Source organism: Actinoplanes sp. NPDC023936 (assembly GCF_040639325.1).
In the GTDB taxonomy this organism is placed as follows: Bacteria; Actinomycetota; Actinomycetes; order Mycobacteriales; family Micromonosporaceae; genus Actinoplanes.
The window spans coordinates 50,097-69,300 of record NZ_JBEZZR010000042.1 but is presented as its reverse complement, the minus strand read 5'-3'; the positions used below and the strand labels follow the sequence as shown (position 1 = coordinate 69,300).

Sequence of the window (19,204 nt, the reverse complement as noted above, 5' to 3'; positions counted from 1 at the left end):
CCCTCCGCCACATCCGCGAAAGTGCGGTAGTCGGGACATCGCCGCTCGCCCGATTCGCGGTACCGATAGGCTGAACTCACCGCGTGTCGGCCTGCCCCTTGCAACGGAGGAACTGCGTGACCAGCACCACCGAGCGTTCGCTCGTGCTCATCAAGCCCGACGCGGTGCGCCGCGGCCTGCTCGGCGAGATCCTGTCCCGCTTCGAGCGTAAGGGCCTGATCATCGAGGCGCTGGAGTTGCGCACGATGGACGCCACTCTCGCCGACGCGCACTACGCCGAGCACGTCGACAAGGCTTTCTACCCGCCGCTGAAGGACTTCATGACGAGTGGCCCGCTGGCCGCGCTGGTCCTCTCCGGCGACTCCGTGATCGAGGTCGTCCGCGCGATGATCGGCGCGACCGACGGCCGGAAGGCGGCGGCCGGCACGATCCGGGGCGACCTGGCCCTGTCGAACCGGGAGAACCTGGTGCACGCCTCCGACTCGGCGGAGAGCGCCGAGCGCGAGCTCGCCCTCTGGTTCCCCAAGATCTGACTTACGCCCACCCACGCGCGTGTTGATCTCCGGTGCAGATAGCGCCCGAGATCCACACGCCCCGTGGGGGCGGGCGTTCCGGTAGCTCCCGAGCAGTCACCCGCCCGAGCCGTAGCCCAGCCATGTGATCAAGCAGGCGTAACCGTCACGGGCTACGGCTCGTGTTGCTCGGCCGTAGCTGAGGCATGTGATCAAGCGCGGGTTACCGTCGCGGGCTACGGCTCGTGTTGCTCGGCCGTAGCTGAGGCATGTGATCAAGCAGGCGTAACCGTCACGGGCTACGGCTGGTAGCTCCGGGGCGGCCGCCTGACAGCCGAGCCGTAGCTCAGGCATGTGGTCGAGCGCGGATCGCCGCCGCCGGCTATGGGGCGGCTGGCGGCGGGGCGGGGACGTTCTAGCTGGTGAGTGGGCAGCTCCGCCCGGAACCGGCGGCAAAGGCGTGACCAGCGACGCTCGTCGCTGGGGGCGCCAGGGGACGTGCCGACGTTCGTACCCTCGGAAGTGATTTATCAGTCAGACGCTTCACCGTGATGCCTTGCTCGCCGAAGGGAGGTCGAAGAAAGCGAGGGAATCATGGATTTTCTCCGACGGATGCGGTTGCGGGCGCGGCTGCTGTCGGCGTTCGGAGTGTTTTGTCTCTTGGTCGCGGCCATGACGGCAGTGGGTGTCGCGGAGTCGCGTGAGCAGTCCGCGGCGGCGGATCGGGTCGATGAGTTGCAGGCCCTGTCGCGTGCCGCCATGCAGGTGAAGTTTCGCAACGCGGATGTCAGTGGATGGCAGCTGGCCTACGGCTGGGACGCGTCGCTGACCAGCCCGGCGGAGGCGATCGACCCGGCTTCGGAGAACCGCAAGGGGACGATCGAGGCGCTGGACGCGCTGGAGGCCGAGCTGGCCGCGGTGGCGGGCGCGGATCTGACCGCCGAGGAGCGTGCGTTCTACACGGCGATCGAGTCGAATTTCGACACCTTCCGGGAGTACGACGACCAGGTCGTCGAGATGCTGGAAACGGGCGGCACGGGCGCGATCGCGCGGGCCGCCGAACTGATCAACAACGATGCGTACGTGGTCTTCGTGGCGATCGTTGAGAACACCGACAAGCTGGTGGACTCGGTCGTCGCCCGGACCGAGGCGGCGCAGGACGAACTGGAAGCGGCGGGGGAGCGGCTGCGGACGACGCTGCTGTCCGGCTGCGCGCTGGCCCTGGTGCTGACCGTGCTGCTCGGTCTCTGGCTGACCGCGAGCATCGAGCGTCCGGCCAACCGGATGCGCGACGCCCTGCGGGTGCTGGCCCAGCGGGACGTCACCCCGCGCCTGCCGGTCGACGGGCGGGACGAGATGACCGACATGGCCGTCGCGTTCAACGAGGCCGCCGCGGCGGTGCGGGAGACGCTGGCCGGAGTGGGCGAGCGAGCCACCTCCCTGGCCGAGGCGTCCGCTGAGCTCGCGGAGGTGGCCCGCCGGATGGACGGGCAGGCCGCGGGCACCAGCAGCCAGGCCGGTGTGGTCGCCGGCGCGGCCGGCGAGGTCTCCGGCAACGTGCGGACGATGGCCGGGGCGGCGCAGGAGATGGTGGCCGCGATCGGCGAGATCTCCCGCAACACCACGTCGGCTGCCGGGGTGGCCGCGGACGCGGTGGAGACGGCGCGGCAGACGTCCGAGTCGGTCGCGGAGCTGGTGTCGGCGAGCGAGGAGATCGGCGCGATCGTCAAGACGATCACCGCGATCGCCGAGCAGACCAACCTGCTCGCGCTGAACGCCACGATCGAGTCGGCGCGGGCCGGTGAGGCCGGCAAGGGGTTCGCCGTGGTCGCCGGCGAGGTCAAGGATCTCGCGCAGGAGACCGCGCGGGCGTCCGCCGACATCATCGAGAAGATCTCCGCGATCCAGCACACCACCGGGCAGGCGACCGAGGCGATCGGCCGGATCACCGACGTGGTGCGGCAGATCTCCGAGCTGCAGGGCAACATCGCGGCCGCGGTGGAGGAGCAGTCCGCCACCACCGGTGAGATCAACCGGAGTGTCGGCGAGGTGGCGCAGGGCTCGGAGCAGATCGCTCGCAACGTGGCGAGCGTCGCGGACATCGCCACGGCGACCACCCGGGACGCCACGGCGACCCGGGACTCGGCGCGGCAGCTCGGCGACATGGCAGGTGACCTGCGAGCTCTGGTGTCGTCGTTCCGCTATTGATGCCCCACGGGGTAATGCGGATGAAGGAATCCCGGGGTGGCCGGTATCGTTGTCTCCACGCAGGCGACGAACCGGCCATCACCGGGGAGCCTCCGGAAGAACGGTTTTCACCTAGTAGAACCGGGCGTTTTTCGGCGCGCGCGACAAGCCGGACGAATGAGCGGGCCTCTTCGAGAGAAGGGGCCAAGCGAGGTGGTACCGCGGGCCTGTCACAGGCTCGTCCTCGCAGTCACGACGACTGCTTGAGGGGAACCATGACTTACCCGAAACACACGGACGCCACCGGCGTTCCGGCGAGCCCGGACCTGCCCGCTGTCGAGCGCGCCGTCCTCGGCCACTGGTCGGCGGACAAGACGTTCGAGGCGTCGATCGAGCGGCGCCCGGCCGGTGAGAACGGCGCCAACGAGTACGTCTTCTACGACGGCCCGCCGTTCGCCAACGGCCTGCCGCACTACGGGCACCTCTTCACCGGGTACGTGAAGGACCTGGTCCCGCGGTACCAGACGATGCGGGGCAAGCGGGTCGAGCGCCGGTTCGGCTGGGACACCCACGGCCTGCCCGCCGAGGTGGAGGCGGAGAAGCAGCTCGGCATCACCACCAAGGCGCAGATCGTCGACCTGGGCATCGACAAGTTCAACGACGCCTGCCGTACCTCCGTGCTCGCGTACACGAAGGACTGGGAGCGGTACGTCACGCGCCAGGCCCGCTGGGTCGACTTCGAGAACGACTACAAGACGCTCGACCCGGCGTACATGGAGTCGGTCATGTGGGCATTCAAGACGCTGCATGACAAGGGCCTGGTGTACGAGGGCTTCCGCGTCCTCGCCTACTGCTTCCGCTGCGAGACGCCGCTGTCGAACACCGAGACGCGGATGGACGACGTCTACCGCGACCGGACCGACCCGGCTCTCACGGTGAAGTTCCGTCTGGACACGGGCGAGGACATCGCGGTGTGGACGACCACGCCGTGGACGCTGCCGTCGAACCTGGCGCTGGCGGTCGGGCCGGACATCGAGTACGCGGTCCTGGAGAAGGAGGGGCACAAGCTGCTGCTCGGCGCCGGCCGGGTGGGTGCTTACGCCAAGGAGCTTGAGGGGTACGAGCAGACCGGCACCGTCCTCGGGCGGGATCTCGTCGGCCGCCGGTACACCCCGCTCTTCGACTTCCTGGTGGAGCAGGGCGGCCCGAACGCCTTCCAGGTCCTCGGCGCGGACTTCGTCACCACCGAGGACGGCACCGGTGTCGTGCACATGGCGCCCGCCTTCGGTGAGGACGACCAGAACACCTGCAACGCGGCGGGTATCCCGACCGTCGTGACCGTCGACGACCACACCCGCTTCACCGCGCTGGTCCCGGACTACCAGGGCCTGCAGGTCTTCGACGCGAACAAGCCGGTCATCGCCGCCCTCAAGGAGCGTGGCGTGGTGCTGCGCCACGACGGGTACACGCACTCGTACCCGCACTGCTGGCGCTGTGACACCCCGCTCGTCTACAAGGCGGTCTCCTCGTGGTTCGTGGCGGTGACCCAGTTCCGGGACCGGATGGTCGAGCTGAACCAGCAGATCAACTGGACGCCGGCGCACATCAAGGACGGCTCGTTCGGCAAGTGGCTGGCGAACGCGCGGGACTGGTCGATCTCCCGTAACCGGTTCTGGGGCTCGCCGATCCCGGTGTGGAAGTCGGACGACCCGAACTACCCGCGGGTCGACGTCTACGGCTCGTTCGAGGAGATGGAGCGCGACTTCGGGGTCACCGTCACCGACCTGCACCGGCCGTACGTCGACGAGCTGACCCGTCCGAACCCGGACGACCCGACCGGCAAGTCGACGATGCGCCGCGTGCCGGAGGTGCTGGACTGCTGGTTCGAGTCCGGTTCGATGCCGTTCGCCCAGGTGCACTACCCGTTCGAGAACAAGGAGTGGTTCGAGCACCACTACCCGGGCGACTTCATCGTCGAGTACATCGGCCAGACCCGCGGCTGGTTCTACACCATGCACGTGCTGGCCACCGCGCTCTTCGACCGGCCGGCGTTCCGGAACTGCCTGAGCCACGGCATCCTGCTGGGCGAGGACGGCCGGAAGATGTCCAAGTCGCTGCGCAACTATCCGGACGTGTACCGGGTGTTCGACTCGTACGGCTCGGACGCGATGCGGTGGATGCTGATGTCGTCGCCGGTGCTGCGCGGTGGTGACATGCCGGTCACCGAGGTGGCGATCCGGGACTCGGTGCGTCAGGTGCTGCTGCCGCTCTGGAACGTCTGGTACTTCTTCAGCCTTTATGCGAACGCATCGGGTTACGAGGCGAAATTCCGGACGGACTCCGAGCACCTGCTCGACCGGTACGTGCTGGCGAAGACCCGTGAGCTGGTGGAGAGCGTCCAGCAGCAGATGGACGACTACGACATCTCCGGCGCGGCGACCTCGATCAGGAGCTACCTGGACGCGCTCACCAACTGGTACGTCCGCCGTTCCCGGGACCGTTTCTGGGCCGGCGACGAGGACGCGTTCGACACCCTCGCCACCGTCCTGGAGACGCTCTGCCGGGTGGTGGCGCCGCTCGCGCCGCTGACCACGGAGGAGATCTGGCGCGGCCTGACCGGTGACCGTTCGGTGCACCTGACCGACTGGCCGTCGGCGGAGGCGTTCCCGGCCGACCACCAGCTGGTCGCGTCGATGGACGCGATCCGGGACGTGGCCTCGGCGGCGCTGTCGCTGCGCAAGGCGAAGGGCCTGCGGGTCCGGCTGCCGCTCGCGACGCTCACCGTGGCGACCCAGGACGGCTCGGCCCTGGTGGGTCTCGGCGACCTGCTGAAGGACGAGGTCAACGTCAAGGACGTGGTCTTCACCGACGACGTGGCGGCGTACTGCCAGCAGGTGCTGACCGTGGTGCCCCGCGCGCTCGGCCCCCGGGTCGGCAAGCAGGTGCAGCAGGTCATCAAGGCGGTCAAGGGCGGTGACTGGCAGCTCGTCGACGGCGCCCCGGTCGCGGCCGGAGTGACCCTGGCCGACGGCGAGTACGAGCTGAAGCTGGTCGCCTCGGACGTGGAGAACTCCGCGCCGCTGCCGGCCGGTGGTGGCGTGGTCGTGCTCGACTCGGCGGTCACCCCGGAGCTGGCCGCCGAGGGCCTGGCCCGCGACGTCATCCGGGTGGTCCAGCAGGCCCGCCGGGACGCGGACCTGGACGTCAGCGACCGGATCACGCTGACCCTGTCGGCCTCGCCGGCGGTCGTGGCGGCGGTCGAGGCGCACCGGGACTTCGTGGCCGGCGAGACCCTGGCCACGTCGGTGCGGTTCGCGCCGGTGGCCGAGGGCGCCTTCGCGGGCGAGGTCGGCGACGGCGAGCAGGTGTCGGTGACCGTCACCGCAGTGTGATTGATCACTGGGTAAGAAAATTGCCGAATGGCCCGGATGTTCGCCTGGTGAGGGCGAATGTCCGGGCCTCGGTCCAAGATCATTAGGTACATCCGTGCCAGGTTCCGATAACCTCACACCACCCCTACCCCTACTTCGCACCCTGGTGTGCTCCCGGAGGACGAGTTGCCGCTGATCTACTCAATCGGCAAGGTCATCGTCGGCGTGCCGCTGATGACCGGCTGGCGGCCGACCGTCGAAGGTCTCGAGCACATTCCGAGGAGTGGCGGTGCGATCTTCGCGGGCAACCACCTCTCCGTCGCGGACGAGCTCTTCCTCGGCGCGGTCGTGCCGCGTCACCTGGCCTTCTGGGCCAAGTCCGACTACTTCACCGGCACCGGCGTCAAGGGGTTCCTCAACCGCAAGCTGATGGAAGGCCTCGGCGCCATCCGGGTCGAGCGGGCCGGCGGCCGGGCCGCTCTCACCGCGTTCGACGCCGCCATCCCCGCGCTCAAGGCCGGCGACCTGGTCGCTGTCTACCCCGAGGGCACCCGCTCGCCGGACGGCAAGCTCTACCGCGGGCGCACCGGCGTGGCCCGGCTGGCGGTGGCCGCCGGCGTGCCGATCATCCCGGTCGGGATGCTCGGCACCGACAAGGTCCAGCCGATCGGCCGGCTCTACCCGAAGCTGATGCGCGGCGCGGTCACCGTGAAATTCGGCAAGCCGATCGAGACGATCGGCCGCGCCGACGACCGCACCGCGCTGCGCGAGCTCACCGACCAGGTGATGGGCGAGATCCAGAAACTGACCGGCCAGGAGTACGTGCCGCGGTACGCCCCGAAGAAGCCGGACCAGGGCTAGACCACCGGCTGGAGCACCTCGTCACGGAGCTGAGCCACCAGGTCGGCGCTCTCCTCGAGGGACCGGCGGGTGAGCAGCACCGTGGCGAGGCTGCCGTGGTCGGCCCAGGCGCACGCCACCACGGAGGTGCCGTCGAGCCGGCCGGTGCCGCACTGCTCGTGCACGCCGAAGATGCCGGTGTCGTAATCGGTCACCCCGGTCAGGCTGAGCTCGTCGGTGAGCCGGTCGAGCTGTGCACCGGCGTCCGAGCCGGGCGTCAGCCGGAAACCGGTGACGCCGAAGAGCGTGACCCGCTTCCCGTTGCCGTCCGCGTACACCCCGGCGAACGCGTTGCCCGACGATCCGGACTGCTGCAGCTGGTCGGCGAGCCGGTCGACGGCCTTGGTCGCCGCGGCGGTGTCGCGCAGGCTCAGATCCGCGAAGGAGTCCGGCAGGCTCGCGCTGACCGGGAACTGCCGTGCCGCCGGGAACTGGGCGTAGGCGAGCGGCCCGCCGCAGCACAGCACCACGGCGACGATCGTGAGCATGGTCAGCCGGCGCAGCACCCGGCGGACCAGCCCGCGGCGCTTCGGCGGCCGGGCGAGCCACGGCGCCGGCACCTGGTTCCTCGGCGGCGCGAACTCCATCTGCGGCCGGCGCTGGACCGGTGGCCGGGACGCCACGGCGGTCTTCGCCGCGGGCCCCTTCCCGCTGCCGGGTTTCCGCCAGCCGCCGGGGGCGAAGAGGGGCTTGCGGGGCGCGAGCGGGGGCAGCCCGTTGCCGCCGGCCGGCGGCGGGTAGGTCCCCGGCGCGGGCATGCCGAGCCGCGCCTTCTGATCCGCCTCCGCCTTGGCTTTCGCCTCGGCCTCGGCCTCCGCCTTGGCCTTCGCCTTGTCCGCGATCATCTTGGCGATGGCGGCGCGGGCCGCCTCGGCTTTCGCGGCGGCCGCGGCGGCCGCGACCTTGGCGGCCTCGGCGGCTTTCTTCTCCACCACGTCCGCGGCTGCCGACGCGGCGTCCAGCCGCGCGTTCAGCGCGGCCACCCGGTCCGGCCGCGCGTCCGGGCCCGCGGCGTGCGCCGCGGTCTCCGCGTCCGTCCCGGGCGCGGGTCCATCCAGGCGCGTCGGTGGCATCTCCGCCTGGGGTACGGGTGACTGGGGTACGGATGACTGGGGTGCGGGTGACGATGGCACGGGCACCGCGGTGTACGCCTCGTCCCACACCTGGGTCGGCTGGTCCGCCCACGGATCGACGGCCGGCATCGTCGGCCACTCGTCGTCCTCGGGCGCCCGGCCGGCGCCGGGCAGCCGGTCGCGGAGACGGCTCCACACCGATCGGCGCGGCTCGGCGGCCGGAATCGCTGCCGCGCCGCTCCACCGGGGCGGCATGCTCAGCGTCTTCGGCTCCGCGGCGTCCGCCTCGGCGCTTCGCCCGGGCGGTCCGCTAGTCTCGGGCGGTCCACTCGTCTCGCGCACGCCACTGGTCTCGGGCACGCCGCTTGTCTCAGGCGCGCCGCTGGCCTCTGGCACGCCGCTCTTCTCTGGCACGCCGACGGGCAGGGTCGCATCGAGTGGCTGCTCGTCCGCCATTTTCCGATCTCCTCCTGTGCCCCCGGGTGTCGAACTCTTCCCCCAGGTTAGGAGCGGTATGCCAGCGGGACGGGCATGCCGGATCCGGACGCCGTACCCAAATGCCGGACAACGAGGGCGATGTGCGGAACGCTCCGGAGTCGTATGGTTACCCGGACTTTGCTTTTCGCCGGTTCCCTCGACCGGAAAGTGCCCGGAGTCACGCCTCGCACCGCACACCGGCCACCCGTTCCCCTCGGAGGGTTTGTTGCGCATGAGCACCACGAACAGGAACGCCGTCACCTTCAGCGGGTCCGATTCCGGCCGGCCGATGGTGTTCGCCCACGGGTACGGCTGCGATCAGAACATGTGGCGGTTCGTCACGCCGGCCTTCGCGGACACTCATCGGATCGTGTTGTTCGACCACGTCGGGAGCGGGAAATCCGACCTGTCCGCCTACCGCGACGACCGCTACGCCGCCCTCGACGGGTACGCCGAGGACATCCTGGAGATCATCCGCGAGCACGACCTGCGTGACGTGATCTTCGTCGGCCACTCGGTCAGCTCGATGATCGGCCTGCTCGCCGCGAACCGGGAGCCGGAACGCTTCGGCGCGCTGGTCATGATCGGCCCGTCACCGCGGTACATCGACGACGAGACGCAGGGTTACGTCGGCGGGTTCGGCCACTCCGACATCGAGGAGATGCTGGAGTCGCTGGACAGCAACTACCTGGGCTGGTCCAGCGCGATGGCGCCGGTGATCATGGGTAACCCGGATCGGCCGGAGCTCGGCGAGGAGCTCACCAACAGCTTCTGCCGTACCGATCCGGCGATCGCCAAGAAGTTCGCCCGGGTCACGTTCCTCTCCGACAACCGCGCTGATCTGCCGCAGGCCCGGGTGCCCTCGCTGATCCTGCAGTGCTCCGACGACGTCATCGCACCCACCGTGGTCGGTGAGTACGTCCACAAGCACACTCCGAACAGCACGTTCCGGTCCCTGAACGCGACCGGTCACTGCCCGAATCTCAGTGCTCCAGAGGAAACGGTTGACGCGATCAAGTCCTGGTTGTAGACAGCGGGCATGATCGGCGGAGCAGTGGCGTGAGTGAGACTGGTGGGCCGGACGTGACACAAGAGTTGCGACTGCCCTGGGACGACGATCCCGAGGACCTCTACGAGCATGCGCCGTGCGGATACCTCACGACGCTCCCGGACGGCACGATCGTCCGGGTCAACCAGACGTTTCTGACCTGGACCGGGTACACCCGGGCCGCCCTGATCGGTCACCGGCGGTTCCGGGACCTGCTCACGGCCGGTGACAAGATCTATCACGAGACGCATTACGCACCGTTGCTGTCGATGCAGAACGAGGTGCACGAGATCGCGCTCGAGGTCGTCGGTGCGGACGGGCGGCGATTGCCCGTACTGGTGAACTCGGTTCTGGAACGCGGAGCCGGCGGCGTGCCGCGGATCATCCGGACCATGGTCTTCAACGCGACCGAGCGGCGCAGCTACGAGCGTGAGCTGCTCACCGCCCGCCGCGAGGCGGAGGCCTCCGAGCAGCGGGTCCGCGTCCTGCAGCAGATAGTGGCCGACCTGTCCGCCGCGCCGACCGAGGCCGAGGTGGCCGAGGCCGTTGTCCGCGCGCCCGAACCGGCGTTCGAGGCGGTGAGCAGCAGCATCTACCTGATGGACGAGGAGCGTGACCAGCTGATCGCGGTCGCCTCCACCGACCCGACCACCGGCAACTGGGACGACATGCCGCGCTCCTCGCCCCGCGCGGTGGCGGCCGTGGCAAGGCGCGGTGACCTGCACGTGATCGGCACACTGGCCGAGGCGGACGAGCACTTCCCGGACCTGGCCGAGTCGATGCGGCGCTCCGGCCGCGCGTCGGTGGTGCTGCTGCCGCTGACCACGGGCACCGGCGACGAGCAGGCCGTCACGGTGCTCGGCGTGCTGGCGTTCAGCTTCCGCGAGGAGCGCTCGCTCAGCGACGGCGAGCTGCGGGTGATCCGCCTGCTCGGTCAGCAGGCGGGGCAGGCGCTGGACCGGGCCCGGCTCTACGACGACGCCCGGCGCCGGGAGGACCGGGCCGGCTTCCTGGCCGCCGTCACCCGGGCCCTGGACGAGGAGCACCGGCTGTTCCAGCGGGCTCGCCGTCTGGTCGAGCAGGTGGTGCTGGACTTCGCCGACTGGGCCGAGGTCCGCCTCCAGGTCGGCCCGGCCGGACTGCGGGAGCACGCCGGCGGCCCGCCGCCGGACGCGGAACGGCTCGCCGAGCGGGTCGCCGAGGCCACCCGGAAGTGCGCGCCGATCTATGCGGCGGACGGCGACGGGCTGGGCTGCACGGTCCTGCCGCTGACCGCCCGCGGCCGGGTGCTCGGCACGCTGGCGCTGCGGATGGCGCCGGACCGCCGCGGCGCCGAGGCCGAGCGGCAGTTCCTCGACGACCTGGCCGACCGGGCCGGGCTGGGACTGGAGAACGCCCGCCTCTACGAGCAGGAACGGGCCATCGCCCGGACCCTGCAGCGCAGCCTGCTCGCCGCGGACGTGCCGGGCAGCGACCCGCGGTTCGCCGTCGAGACCTACTACCAGGCCGCCGCGCAGGACCTGGAGGTCGGCGGCGACTGGTTCGACGCGTTCCTGATCAGCCCGACCAAGCTCGCCGTGGTGGTCGGCGACGTGGTCGGCCGGGGCATCGACGCGGCCACCACGATGGGTCAGCTGCGCAGCGCGATCCGGGCGCTCGCCTCGGCCGAGCACGGACCGGCCCGCCTGCTGGAGCAGCTGGACCGGTTCTGCGAGCGGGTCGACTCGGCCCGGATGGCGACCGTCGTCTACGGCGAGATCGACCTGCTCAGCGGCGAGCTGTCGTACGCGTGCGCCGGCCACCTGCCCCCGCTGCTGCACGAGCCGGCCGGCTCACCGCAGTACCTGCTGCAGGCCCGCTCCGCGCCGATCGGCTCGCGGGCCGGCGACCGGCACCGCACCCAGCACAAGGTGCGGCTGGCGGCCGGCAGCCGCCTGCTGCTCTACACCGACGGCCTGGTCGAGCGCCGTGGCCGGCCGATCGACAGGGGTTTCGAGATCCTCGCCCGGGAGTACGCGCGGCGCCGCGACGCCCCGCTCAAGGGCCTCACCGCCGGGCTCGCCGACACCATGGTGGGCCGGGACCACGGCGACGACGTCTGCCTGCTCTGCCTCACTCTCGGCACCGAGGAACGGCTGGAACGCTCGATCGGCGCCGACCCGCTGCAGATCTCCCTGCTGAGGGCCGACCTGCGCGCCTGGCTGGTCGGTCACGCGGTCGACCAGGACTGCGTGAACGCGGTGCTGCTGGCCTGCTCGGAGGCGGTGGCGAACGCGATCGAGCACGGGTACCGGGACGATCCGTTCGGCGTGGTCGACGTGTCCGCCACGGTCAGCGTGGACGCGGTGGAGGTCCGGGTCACCGACCGGGGCAGCTGGCGCGGGCCGGGCAGCGACTTCGCCCGTGGCCGCGGCCTGCAGCTGATCGAGGAATCGATGGACGAGGTCTTCTTCGACCGAGGCGAGGGGACGACGGTGACGATGCGCCGACGCCGCGGAGGTGCCTCATGACCGACCAGTGGGTGAGTTTCTCCCGCCACGGCGTCGCCGAGCTGGTTCATCTCCGGGGCGAGATCGACCTCGCCAACGCCAACGACATCGGGCGGGCGATCGTGGCGCGCACCACCGACGCGAACGCAGTGCTGATCGACCTGACCGCCGTCTCGTTCCTGGACAGCGCCGGTGTGCGGCTGCTCGACTTCATCGTCGGCGACCTGGACGATCGGGGGAAGCCGATCAAGCTGGTGGTCGGTGAGCTCGGGGCCGCACGGATGACTCTCCAGCTCTGTTCGTTCCGGACCGACCTGCTCGCCACAGATCTGGAACGGGCCGCCGAGGAACTGGACCGTTAGTCTCGCGTACCCTGGAGACCCATGAGCGTCAGTTCCGTCTTTCCGCAGCTCGAGCAATTGTTGCCCCGGGTCAGCAAACCGATCCAATACGTGGGCGGCGAGCTCGGCGCCGTCGTCAAGGACTGGGACGCGACGGTGGTCCGCTGGGCGTTGATGTACCCCGACGCCTACGAGGTGGGCCTGCCCAACCAGGGCGTCCAGATCCTCTACGAGGTGCTCAACGAGCAACCGGACGTGCTGGCCGAGCGAACCTACGCGGTCTGGCCGGACCTCGAGGCGCTGATGAAGGAGAACGGCGTCCCGCAGTTCACCGTCGACGCGCACCGGCCGGTGAAGGCGTTCGACGTCTTCGGCATCTCGTTCGCGACCGAGCTGGGCTACACCAACCTGCTGAGCGCGCTCGATCTGGCCGGCATCCCGCTCAGCAGCGCGGACCGCACCGAGGAGCACCCGGTGGTCCTCGCCGGCGGGCACGCCTCGTTCAACCCGGAGCCGATCGCCGACTTCATCGACGCCGCGGTGCTCGGTGACGGCGAGGAGGCGGTCCTCGAGATCACCGGGATCATCCGGGAGTGGAAGGCCGAGGGTAGCCCCGGTGGCCGGGACGAGCTGCTGCTGCGCCTCGCGCGGACCGAGAGCATCTACGTTCCCCGTTTCTACGACGTCGACTACCTGCCCGACGGTCGCATCCAGCGCGTCGTGCCGAACCGGCCGGACGTCCCGTTCCGGGTCGCCAAGCGGACCACGATGGACCTGGACGCGTGGCCGTACCCGAAGAAGCCCCTGGTCCCGCTCGCCGAGACGGTCCACGAGCGGTACGCCGTGGAGATCTTCCGGGGTTGCACCCGGGGTTGCCGGTTCTGCCAGGCCGGCATGATCACCCGGCCGGTGCGGGAGCGGTCGATCACCACGGTCGGCCAGATGGTCAAGGAGGGCCTGGAGTTCTCCGGCTTCAACGAGGTCGGCCTGCTCTCGCTCTCCAGCGCCGACCACTCCGAGATCGGTGACATGTGCTCCGGCCTCGCCGAGCAGTACGCGGACACCAACGTCTCGCTGTCGCTGCCGTCCACCCGGGTCGACGCGTTCAACATCGACCTGGCGCAGGAGCTGTCCCGCAACGGCCGGCGCACCGGCCTCACCTTCGCGCCGGAGGGCGGTTCGGAGCGGATCCGCAAGGTCATCAACAAGATGGTGACCAAGGAGGACCTGATCCGGACGGTCGTCACGGCGTACTCGAACGGCTGGCGGCAGGTGAAGCTGTACTTCATGTGCGGCCTGCCCAGCGAGACCGACGAGGACGTGCTCGAGATCGCGGACATGGCGCACGAGGTGATCCGGGCCGGGCGGGAGGCCGCCGGCACCAAGGACATCCGCTGCACCGTGTCGATCGGCGGCTTCGTGCCGAAGCCGCACACCCCGTTCCAGTGGGCGAAGATGGATACGCCCGAGGTGATCGACGGCCGTCTCAAGATGCTCAAGCAGGCCATCAACAGCGACCGCTCGCTGGGCCGTGCGATCGGCTTCCGCTACCACGACGGCGAGCCGTCGCTGATCGAGGGACTGCTGTCCCGCGGCGACCGCCGGGTCGGCCAGGTCATCCGCCGGGTGTGGGAGAAGGGCGGCCGGTTCGACGGCTGGTCCGAGCACTTCTCGTACGCCCGCTGGGTCGAGGCCTGTGCCGAGGTGCTCCCGGACTTCGGCGTCGACCTGGACTGGTACACCACCCGCGAGCGCGACGAGCTCGAGGTTCTGCCCTGGGACCACCTGGACTCCGGTCTGGACAAGGACTGGCTGTGGCAGGACTGGCAGGACTCCATGAGTGAGTACGAGCAGGACGACTGCCGCTGGACGCCGTGCTTCGACTGCGGTGTCTGCCCGTCGATGGACACCGAGATCCAGATCGGTCCCACCGGCAAGAAGCTGCTTCCCTTGACCCCCGTGAACAACCTGCGGGTCCCCGCTTAGGAGAACGACATTCCCCCGAAGAACCAACCGGTCGGCGGTCAAGCCCCGGTCGTGCAGCGGATCCGCCTTCGGTACGCGAAGCGCGGACCGCTGCGCTTCACCTCGCACCGCGACTTCGCTCGCGCCTTCGAGCGTGCCCTGCGGCGTGCCGCGGTTCCCATCGCCTATTCACAAGGATTCACCCCACACCCCAAGATTTCGTACGCGAGCGCGGCGCCCACCGGTGTCGGCAGCGAGGCGGAGTTCCTGGAGATCGGTCTGCAGACCCCGGTCGATCCGGAACAGCTGCGGGTCGCGCTGGACGCGGCGCTCTCGCCGGGACTCGACATCCTGGAAGCGGTGATCGCGGCCGAGGGCAGTCTCGCCGACCGGATCGACGCCTCGCAGTGGCGGATCGAGCTCCCCGAGGTCGAGACGAAAACGGCGCAGGACGCCGTCGCGGCCTTCCTCGAATCCACAGAAGTGCTGGTCGAGCGCATGACCAAGCAGGGCCGTCGATCTTTTGACTCGCGCGCGGCGGTGGCCCGGTGCACAGTGACCGAAGAGGCAGACCTACCTTCCGGGGCCATCGGAGTACCGTGTGCGATAATCGACCTTGTCGTACGGCAGGTGACGCCCGCCGTGCGGCCCGATGACGTCCTTTCCGGCCTGCGCGTGGTGGCCGGCCTGGAGCCGCCGGTCCCCCCACGGGTCACCCGGCTGGCCCAGGGCACACTCACCGCGCAGGGGGTTATCGTCGATCCGTTGGACGTGGATCGCGAGGCCGCTGGCATCGGAGGACGCTGACCGGAGTCCGGTCGGTGTTCGTTGGCAGACTTCGGCAGCCCGACCGGACGTGGCCGGGCCCGGAACACTTTTGCAGTGACCCTGCGTGGCAGCGCTTACCCGCGCCCGGGGTCGCCGAGAACTGGAGAGCGCCCCATGCTCGATAACGAGCCCCCAGTTAACCTGGGAGAACAGGGCGGTGAACGGGACGGTGCAGTCACGCCGCCCGGAGATACCGCCGCAAGCACTACCCCGGCACGCCGGACGCGCACCCCGCGTCGCAAGGTGGCAGCGCCTGAGCCTGCGGCCGACGGGCCGGACAGCACCGCCGCCGCTCCGAGCGAGACGGCCGGCGCCGAGCCCGGCGCCGCCATCGAGGTCGCTGCCACCGAGCCGCCCGCGCCGGCGAAGAAGGCGACCCGCAGCCGCCGGAAGGCCGCCGCTCCGGCGCCGGCCGCCCCGGAGGCTGTCGCCGAAACCGCCGCGGAGGCCCCGGTTGAGGTGGCCGCCGTCCCGGCTACTGAGACGACGGCCGGCGAATCGACCCCGCCGCCGGTGAAAAAGGCCACACGCAGCCGCCGCAAGGCCGCCGCCCCGGCCGCTTCTCCGGTCGCGGAGACCGCTGCTTCTCCGGTCGCCGGAAGCGCTGCTTCTCCGGTCGCGGAGACCGCGCCTGCTTCCCCGGCCGCCGGGAACGCTGCTGAGACTGCGGCCGCGTCTGCCGATGCGGCCGCTTCCGAGGCCCCGGCCACGGACGAGCCGGTGAAGGCCGCTCCGGCGAAGGCCGCCAAGGCCGCGAAAGCCGCTCCGGTGAAAGCCGCGAAGGCCACGCGCAGCCGCCGTAAGACCGCCGCCGAGCCCGAGCCGGCCGCCGCGCCGGAGCCTGCCCCCGCGCCCGAGCCGGTGCCGGTGGTCGCGTCGGCCGCCGCCGAGGCCGACCCGGAGGAGATCGACGAGGAGCTGATCGCGGACGCCGCGATCGAGGCCGCCTCGGCCGCCCGCGCGGCAGGTGTCCCGGTCGTCGGCATCCTTCCGCTCGACGACGACTTCGTCGAGGAGCAGCCGGCCGGCCCGTCGCCGGCCCGCCGTGCGGCCCTGCCACCCGCCGTGCTCTTCATGCCGCCGGACCCGTCCGAGGCGCAGGCCGCCCCGGCCACCACCCGCCGCCGCCGTGGCGCCGCCGAGCCGGCCGCCGCCGAACCGGCCGAGGACCAGCCGCAGCCCACCACGACCACCCGCCGCCGTCGCGGCGCCGCCGGGCAGTCCGCCGCCGAGCCGGTCACGGCCGAGCCGGCCGAGGCTCCCGCTGCCGCCGCCGAGCCGGCCGAGGAAGTCGCCGCCGAAGCGCCTGTCGAGGGCACCCGGCGTTCCCGCCGCCGCCGTCGTGGCGCCGCGGAGGAGACCGCCGAGGCCGGTGCCATTGTCGAGGAGCCGGCTCTCGAGGAGACCGACGAGACGTCCGACGACGTCGAGGACGACGACGACGGCGACGACGAGTCGGGCCGCCGCCGTCGCCGCCGTGGCCGCCGTGGCCGTGGCCGTGGCAAGGGCCCGTCCGACGAGTCCGAGGACGGCGAGTCCGACACCGAGGACGAGGACGGCGACGACGAGAGCGCCGAGGCCGCGGCCGAGGAGGGCGACGAGGAGACCGACGGTGACGGTGTCACCCGTCGCCGCCGTCGCCGCCGCCGCAAGGGCTCCGGTGGTGACGCCGAGGTCGGCGGCATCGAGGACGGCGTGCACACCGTGGTCCGGGTCCGCGAGCCCCGCCGCACCTCCGACGAGGTGCAGGGCGTCTCCGGCTCGACCCGGCTGGAGGCCAAGCGTCAGCGCCGCCGGGACGGCCGCGAGCAGCGCCGCACCCGCCCGCCGATCCTGAGCGAGTCGGAGTTCCTGGCCCGCCGGGAGGCGGTCGACCGGGTCATGGTGGTGCGGCAGAAGCAGGACCGTACCCAGATCGCGGTCCTCGAGGACGGCATCCTGGTCGAGCACTACGTCGCCCGGGCCACCTCCGGCACCATGGTCGGCAACGTGTACCTGGGCAAGGTGCAGAACGTGCTGCCGAGCATGGAGGCCGCGTTCGTCGACGTCGGCCGCGGCCGCAACGCCGTGCTCTACGCCGGCGAGGTGAACTGGGACGCCACCGGCCTGGAGGGACGCGCCCGCTCGATCGAGCAGGCGCTGCGCTCCGGCGACTCGGTGCTGGTGCAGGTCACCAAGGACCCGATCGGTCACAAGGGCGCCCGGCTGACCAGCCACATCGCGCTCTCCGGCCGGCACCTGGTCTACGTGCCGAACGGCAACGCGTCCGGGATCAGCCGCAAGCTGCCGGACACCGAGCGCAAGCGGCTCCGCGACATCCTGAAGAAGCTGGTGCCGGACGGCGCCGGCGTGATCGTCCGCACCGCGGCCGAGGGCGCCAGCGAGGACGAGCTGGCCCGGGACGTGAAGCGGCTGCAGGCGCAGTGGGAGGACATCCAGGCCCGCGCCGCCGAGGGCAACGCGCCGCGCGCGCTCTCCGAGGAGCCGGACCTGGTCATCCGGGTGGTCCGAGACCTGTTCAACGAGGACTTCCGCGAGCTGGTCGTGCAGGGGGAGCAGGCGTACGCCGAGGTCGAGGGTTACCTCGAGTCGGTCTCCCCGGACCTGGTGGAGCGTCTGCGCCGGCACACCGGTGTGGCCGACGCCTTCGCCGAGTGGCGGATCGACGAGCAGATCATGAAGGCGCTGGACCGCAAGGTCTTCCTGCCGTCCGGTGGTCACCTGGTGATCGACCGGACCGAGGCGATGACAGTGGTCGACGTCAACACCGGTAAGTACACCGGCGCGGGCGGCAACCTCGAGGAGACGGTCACCCGCAACAACCTGGAGGCGGCCGAGGAGATCGTGCGTCAGCTGCGGCTGCGCGACCTCGGCGGCATCGTGGTGATCGACTTCATCGACATGGTGCTGGAGAGCAACCGCGAGCTGGTGCTGCGGCGGCTCACCGAGTGCCTGGGCCGGGACCGGACCAAGCACCAGGTAACCGAGATCACCTCGCTCGGCCTGGTGCAGATGACCCGGAAGCGGATCGGCGCGGGCCTGCTGGAGGCGTTCAGCGAGACCTGTGACCACTGCAAGGGCCGTGGGGTGATCGTTCACCCGGAGCCGGTGCCGGAGAAGCGCTCGAGCGGTGGCGGCGGCACTGCGACGCAGGTGAAGGCGGTCGCGGCGGCGGTGCGCACCGAGGCGCCGCCCCAGCAGCCGCCGACTCAGCAGGCACCGAGCGGCAAGCGCCGCCGGCGGGGTGGCGAGAGCGCCGCTCCGGTCGAGGTGACCGAGCCCACGGTGGTAGAGCCAACGGTGGTAGCACCAACGGTCGCCGAGCCCGAGCGGGCTGTCACGACGCCGGCGGAGAACGTTCCGGCCGCCGTCGAGCCGGCCGGAAGCGGTCCGGCCGCCCAGGTGGCGGAGGCCCCGCCCGCCGTCGTGGCGACCCCTCCGGCAGCTCCGCAGGCGGCCCCTCCGGCAGCCTCGGCAGCAGCCCCGGCGGCAACCCCGCCGGTGGCCGGCTCGGGGATCATCAGCCGGCCGGTGAAGGCGCCGCTCACCAGCTCCGACGGCGGTGAGTACGACATGAGCGGGTACGACCTGTCCCGTTACGAGTCGGCCGAGCCGGACGATACGGCCGAGGCCAACGGCGTCGAGTACGCCGAGACCGAGCCGATGCGGCTGGCCGGGTCGGACGACCCGGACGCGGCGGAGGACGACGACGACGCGGTCGGCGCGGGTGCCGGCGGGCGGCGGCGTTCCCGTCGCAGCAGCACCCGGCGGCGTACCCGTCCCTGAGGTTTTGTTCACGGCTGGCCGTCCCTGCTCTCGTAGCGGGGGCGGCCAGCCGCGTTCCGGGCCGTCCCGGGACCGGGTCGACGGGCCCGGTTTGGGTCTCGGGCCTGCGATGAAGTAGTCTTGCCGACGGTGCCTTTCCGGCACCCGTTCCGTGCGCGCTTCCGAGCGCTTGCCGGAGCCCCCAGCACTATCCGCCAGCAGCTTTCCGGCTGCGCAAGTCTCAGGGA

At 70.9% G+C, this 19,204-nt stretch carries 11 protein-coding genes; 10 read left to right on the top strand and 1 reads right to left on the bottom strand.

Annotation, left to right across the window (positions count from 1 at the left end; translation table 11 throughout):
• Window positions 1-116: 116 nt before the first annotated feature.
• The 4 genes from ndk to AB0F72_RS35700 all read left to right on the top strand — a co-directional run bounded on the left by ndk (window position 117) and on the right by AB0F72_RS35700 (window position 6,931).
• Window positions 117-533 (top strand): nucleoside-diphosphate kinase, encoded by a 417-nt coding sequence (ndk, locus tag AB0F72_RS35715; protein WP_360441235.1) that lies wholly within the window; start codon window positions 117-119, stop codon window positions 531-533.
• A gap of 651 nt (window positions 534-1,184) precedes the next feature.
• Window positions 1,185-2,720 (top strand): methyl-accepting chemotaxis protein, encoded by a 1,536-nt coding sequence (locus tag AB0F72_RS35710; protein ID WP_360441232.1) that lies wholly within the window; start codon window positions 1,185-1,187, stop codon window positions 2,718-2,720.
• 254 nt (window positions 2,721-2,974) lie between these two features.
• On the top strand, window positions 2,975-6,091 hold the full coding sequence (gene ileS / locus AB0F72_RS35705; protein WP_360441229.1) for an isoleucine--tRNA ligase: 3,117 nt from the start codon (window positions 2,975-2,977) through the stop codon (window positions 6,089-6,091).
• 165 nt (window positions 6,092-6,256) lie between these two features.
• Complete coding sequence (locus tag AB0F72_RS35700) at window positions 6,257-6,931, top strand: lysophospholipid acyltransferase family protein (RefSeq protein ID WP_360441265.1); 675 nt, start codon at window positions 6,257-6,259, stop codon at window positions 6,929-6,931.
• Here the strand turns inward: AB0F72_RS35700 and AB0F72_RS35695 are convergent.
• Window positions 6,928-8,499, bottom strand: a complete 1,572-nt coding sequence (locus AB0F72_RS35695) for a hypothetical protein (RefSeq protein ID WP_360441226.1) — start codon at window positions 8,497-8,499, stop codon at window positions 6,928-6,930. The two genes, AB0F72_RS35700 and AB0F72_RS35695, sit on opposite strands and share 4 nt — an antisense overlap.
• A 253-nt stretch (window positions 8,500-8,752) precedes the next feature.
• Here AB0F72_RS35695 and AB0F72_RS35690 point away from each other — a divergent pair, with 253 nt between their 5' ends.
• From AB0F72_RS35690 to AB0F72_RS35665, 6 genes are all read left to right on the top strand, one after another.
• Window positions 8,753-9,550 (top strand): alpha/beta hydrolase, encoded by a 798-nt coding sequence (locus AB0F72_RS35690; RefSeq protein WP_360441223.1) that lies wholly within the window; start codon window positions 8,753-8,755, stop codon window positions 9,548-9,550.
• A 29-nt stretch (window positions 9,551-9,579) separates the two neighbouring features.
• Window positions 9,580-12,078, top strand: a complete 2,499-nt coding sequence (locus AB0F72_RS35685; protein ID WP_360441220.1) for a SpoIIE family protein phosphatase — start codon at window positions 9,580-9,582, stop codon at window positions 12,076-12,078.
• Window positions 12,075-12,419, top strand: coding sequence for an STAS domain-containing protein (locus AB0F72_RS35680; RefSeq protein ID WP_360441217.1), 345 nt, complete (start codon window positions 12,075-12,077; stop codon window positions 12,417-12,419). Before AB0F72_RS35685 ends, AB0F72_RS35680 begins: the two co-directional genes overlap by 4 nt.
• A 21-nt stretch (window positions 12,420-12,440) precedes the next feature.
• Window positions 12,441-14,384, top strand: a complete 1,944-nt coding sequence (locus AB0F72_RS35675) for a TIGR03960 family B12-binding radical SAM protein (RefSeq protein WP_360441214.1) — start codon at window positions 12,441-12,443, stop codon at window positions 14,382-14,384.
• A gap of 51 nt (window positions 14,385-14,435) precedes the next feature.
• Window positions 14,436-15,170, top strand: coding sequence for a TIGR03936 family radical SAM-associated protein (locus AB0F72_RS35670; protein WP_360441211.1), 735 nt, complete (start codon window positions 14,436-14,438; stop codon window positions 15,168-15,170).
• Window positions 15,171-15,434: 264 nt separating this feature from the next.
• Window positions 15,435-18,977, top strand: coding sequence for an Rne/Rng family ribonuclease (locus AB0F72_RS35665; RefSeq protein ID WP_360441208.1), 3,543 nt, complete (start codon window positions 15,435-15,437; stop codon window positions 18,975-18,977).
• Window positions 18,978-19,204: the final 227 nt, after the last annotated feature.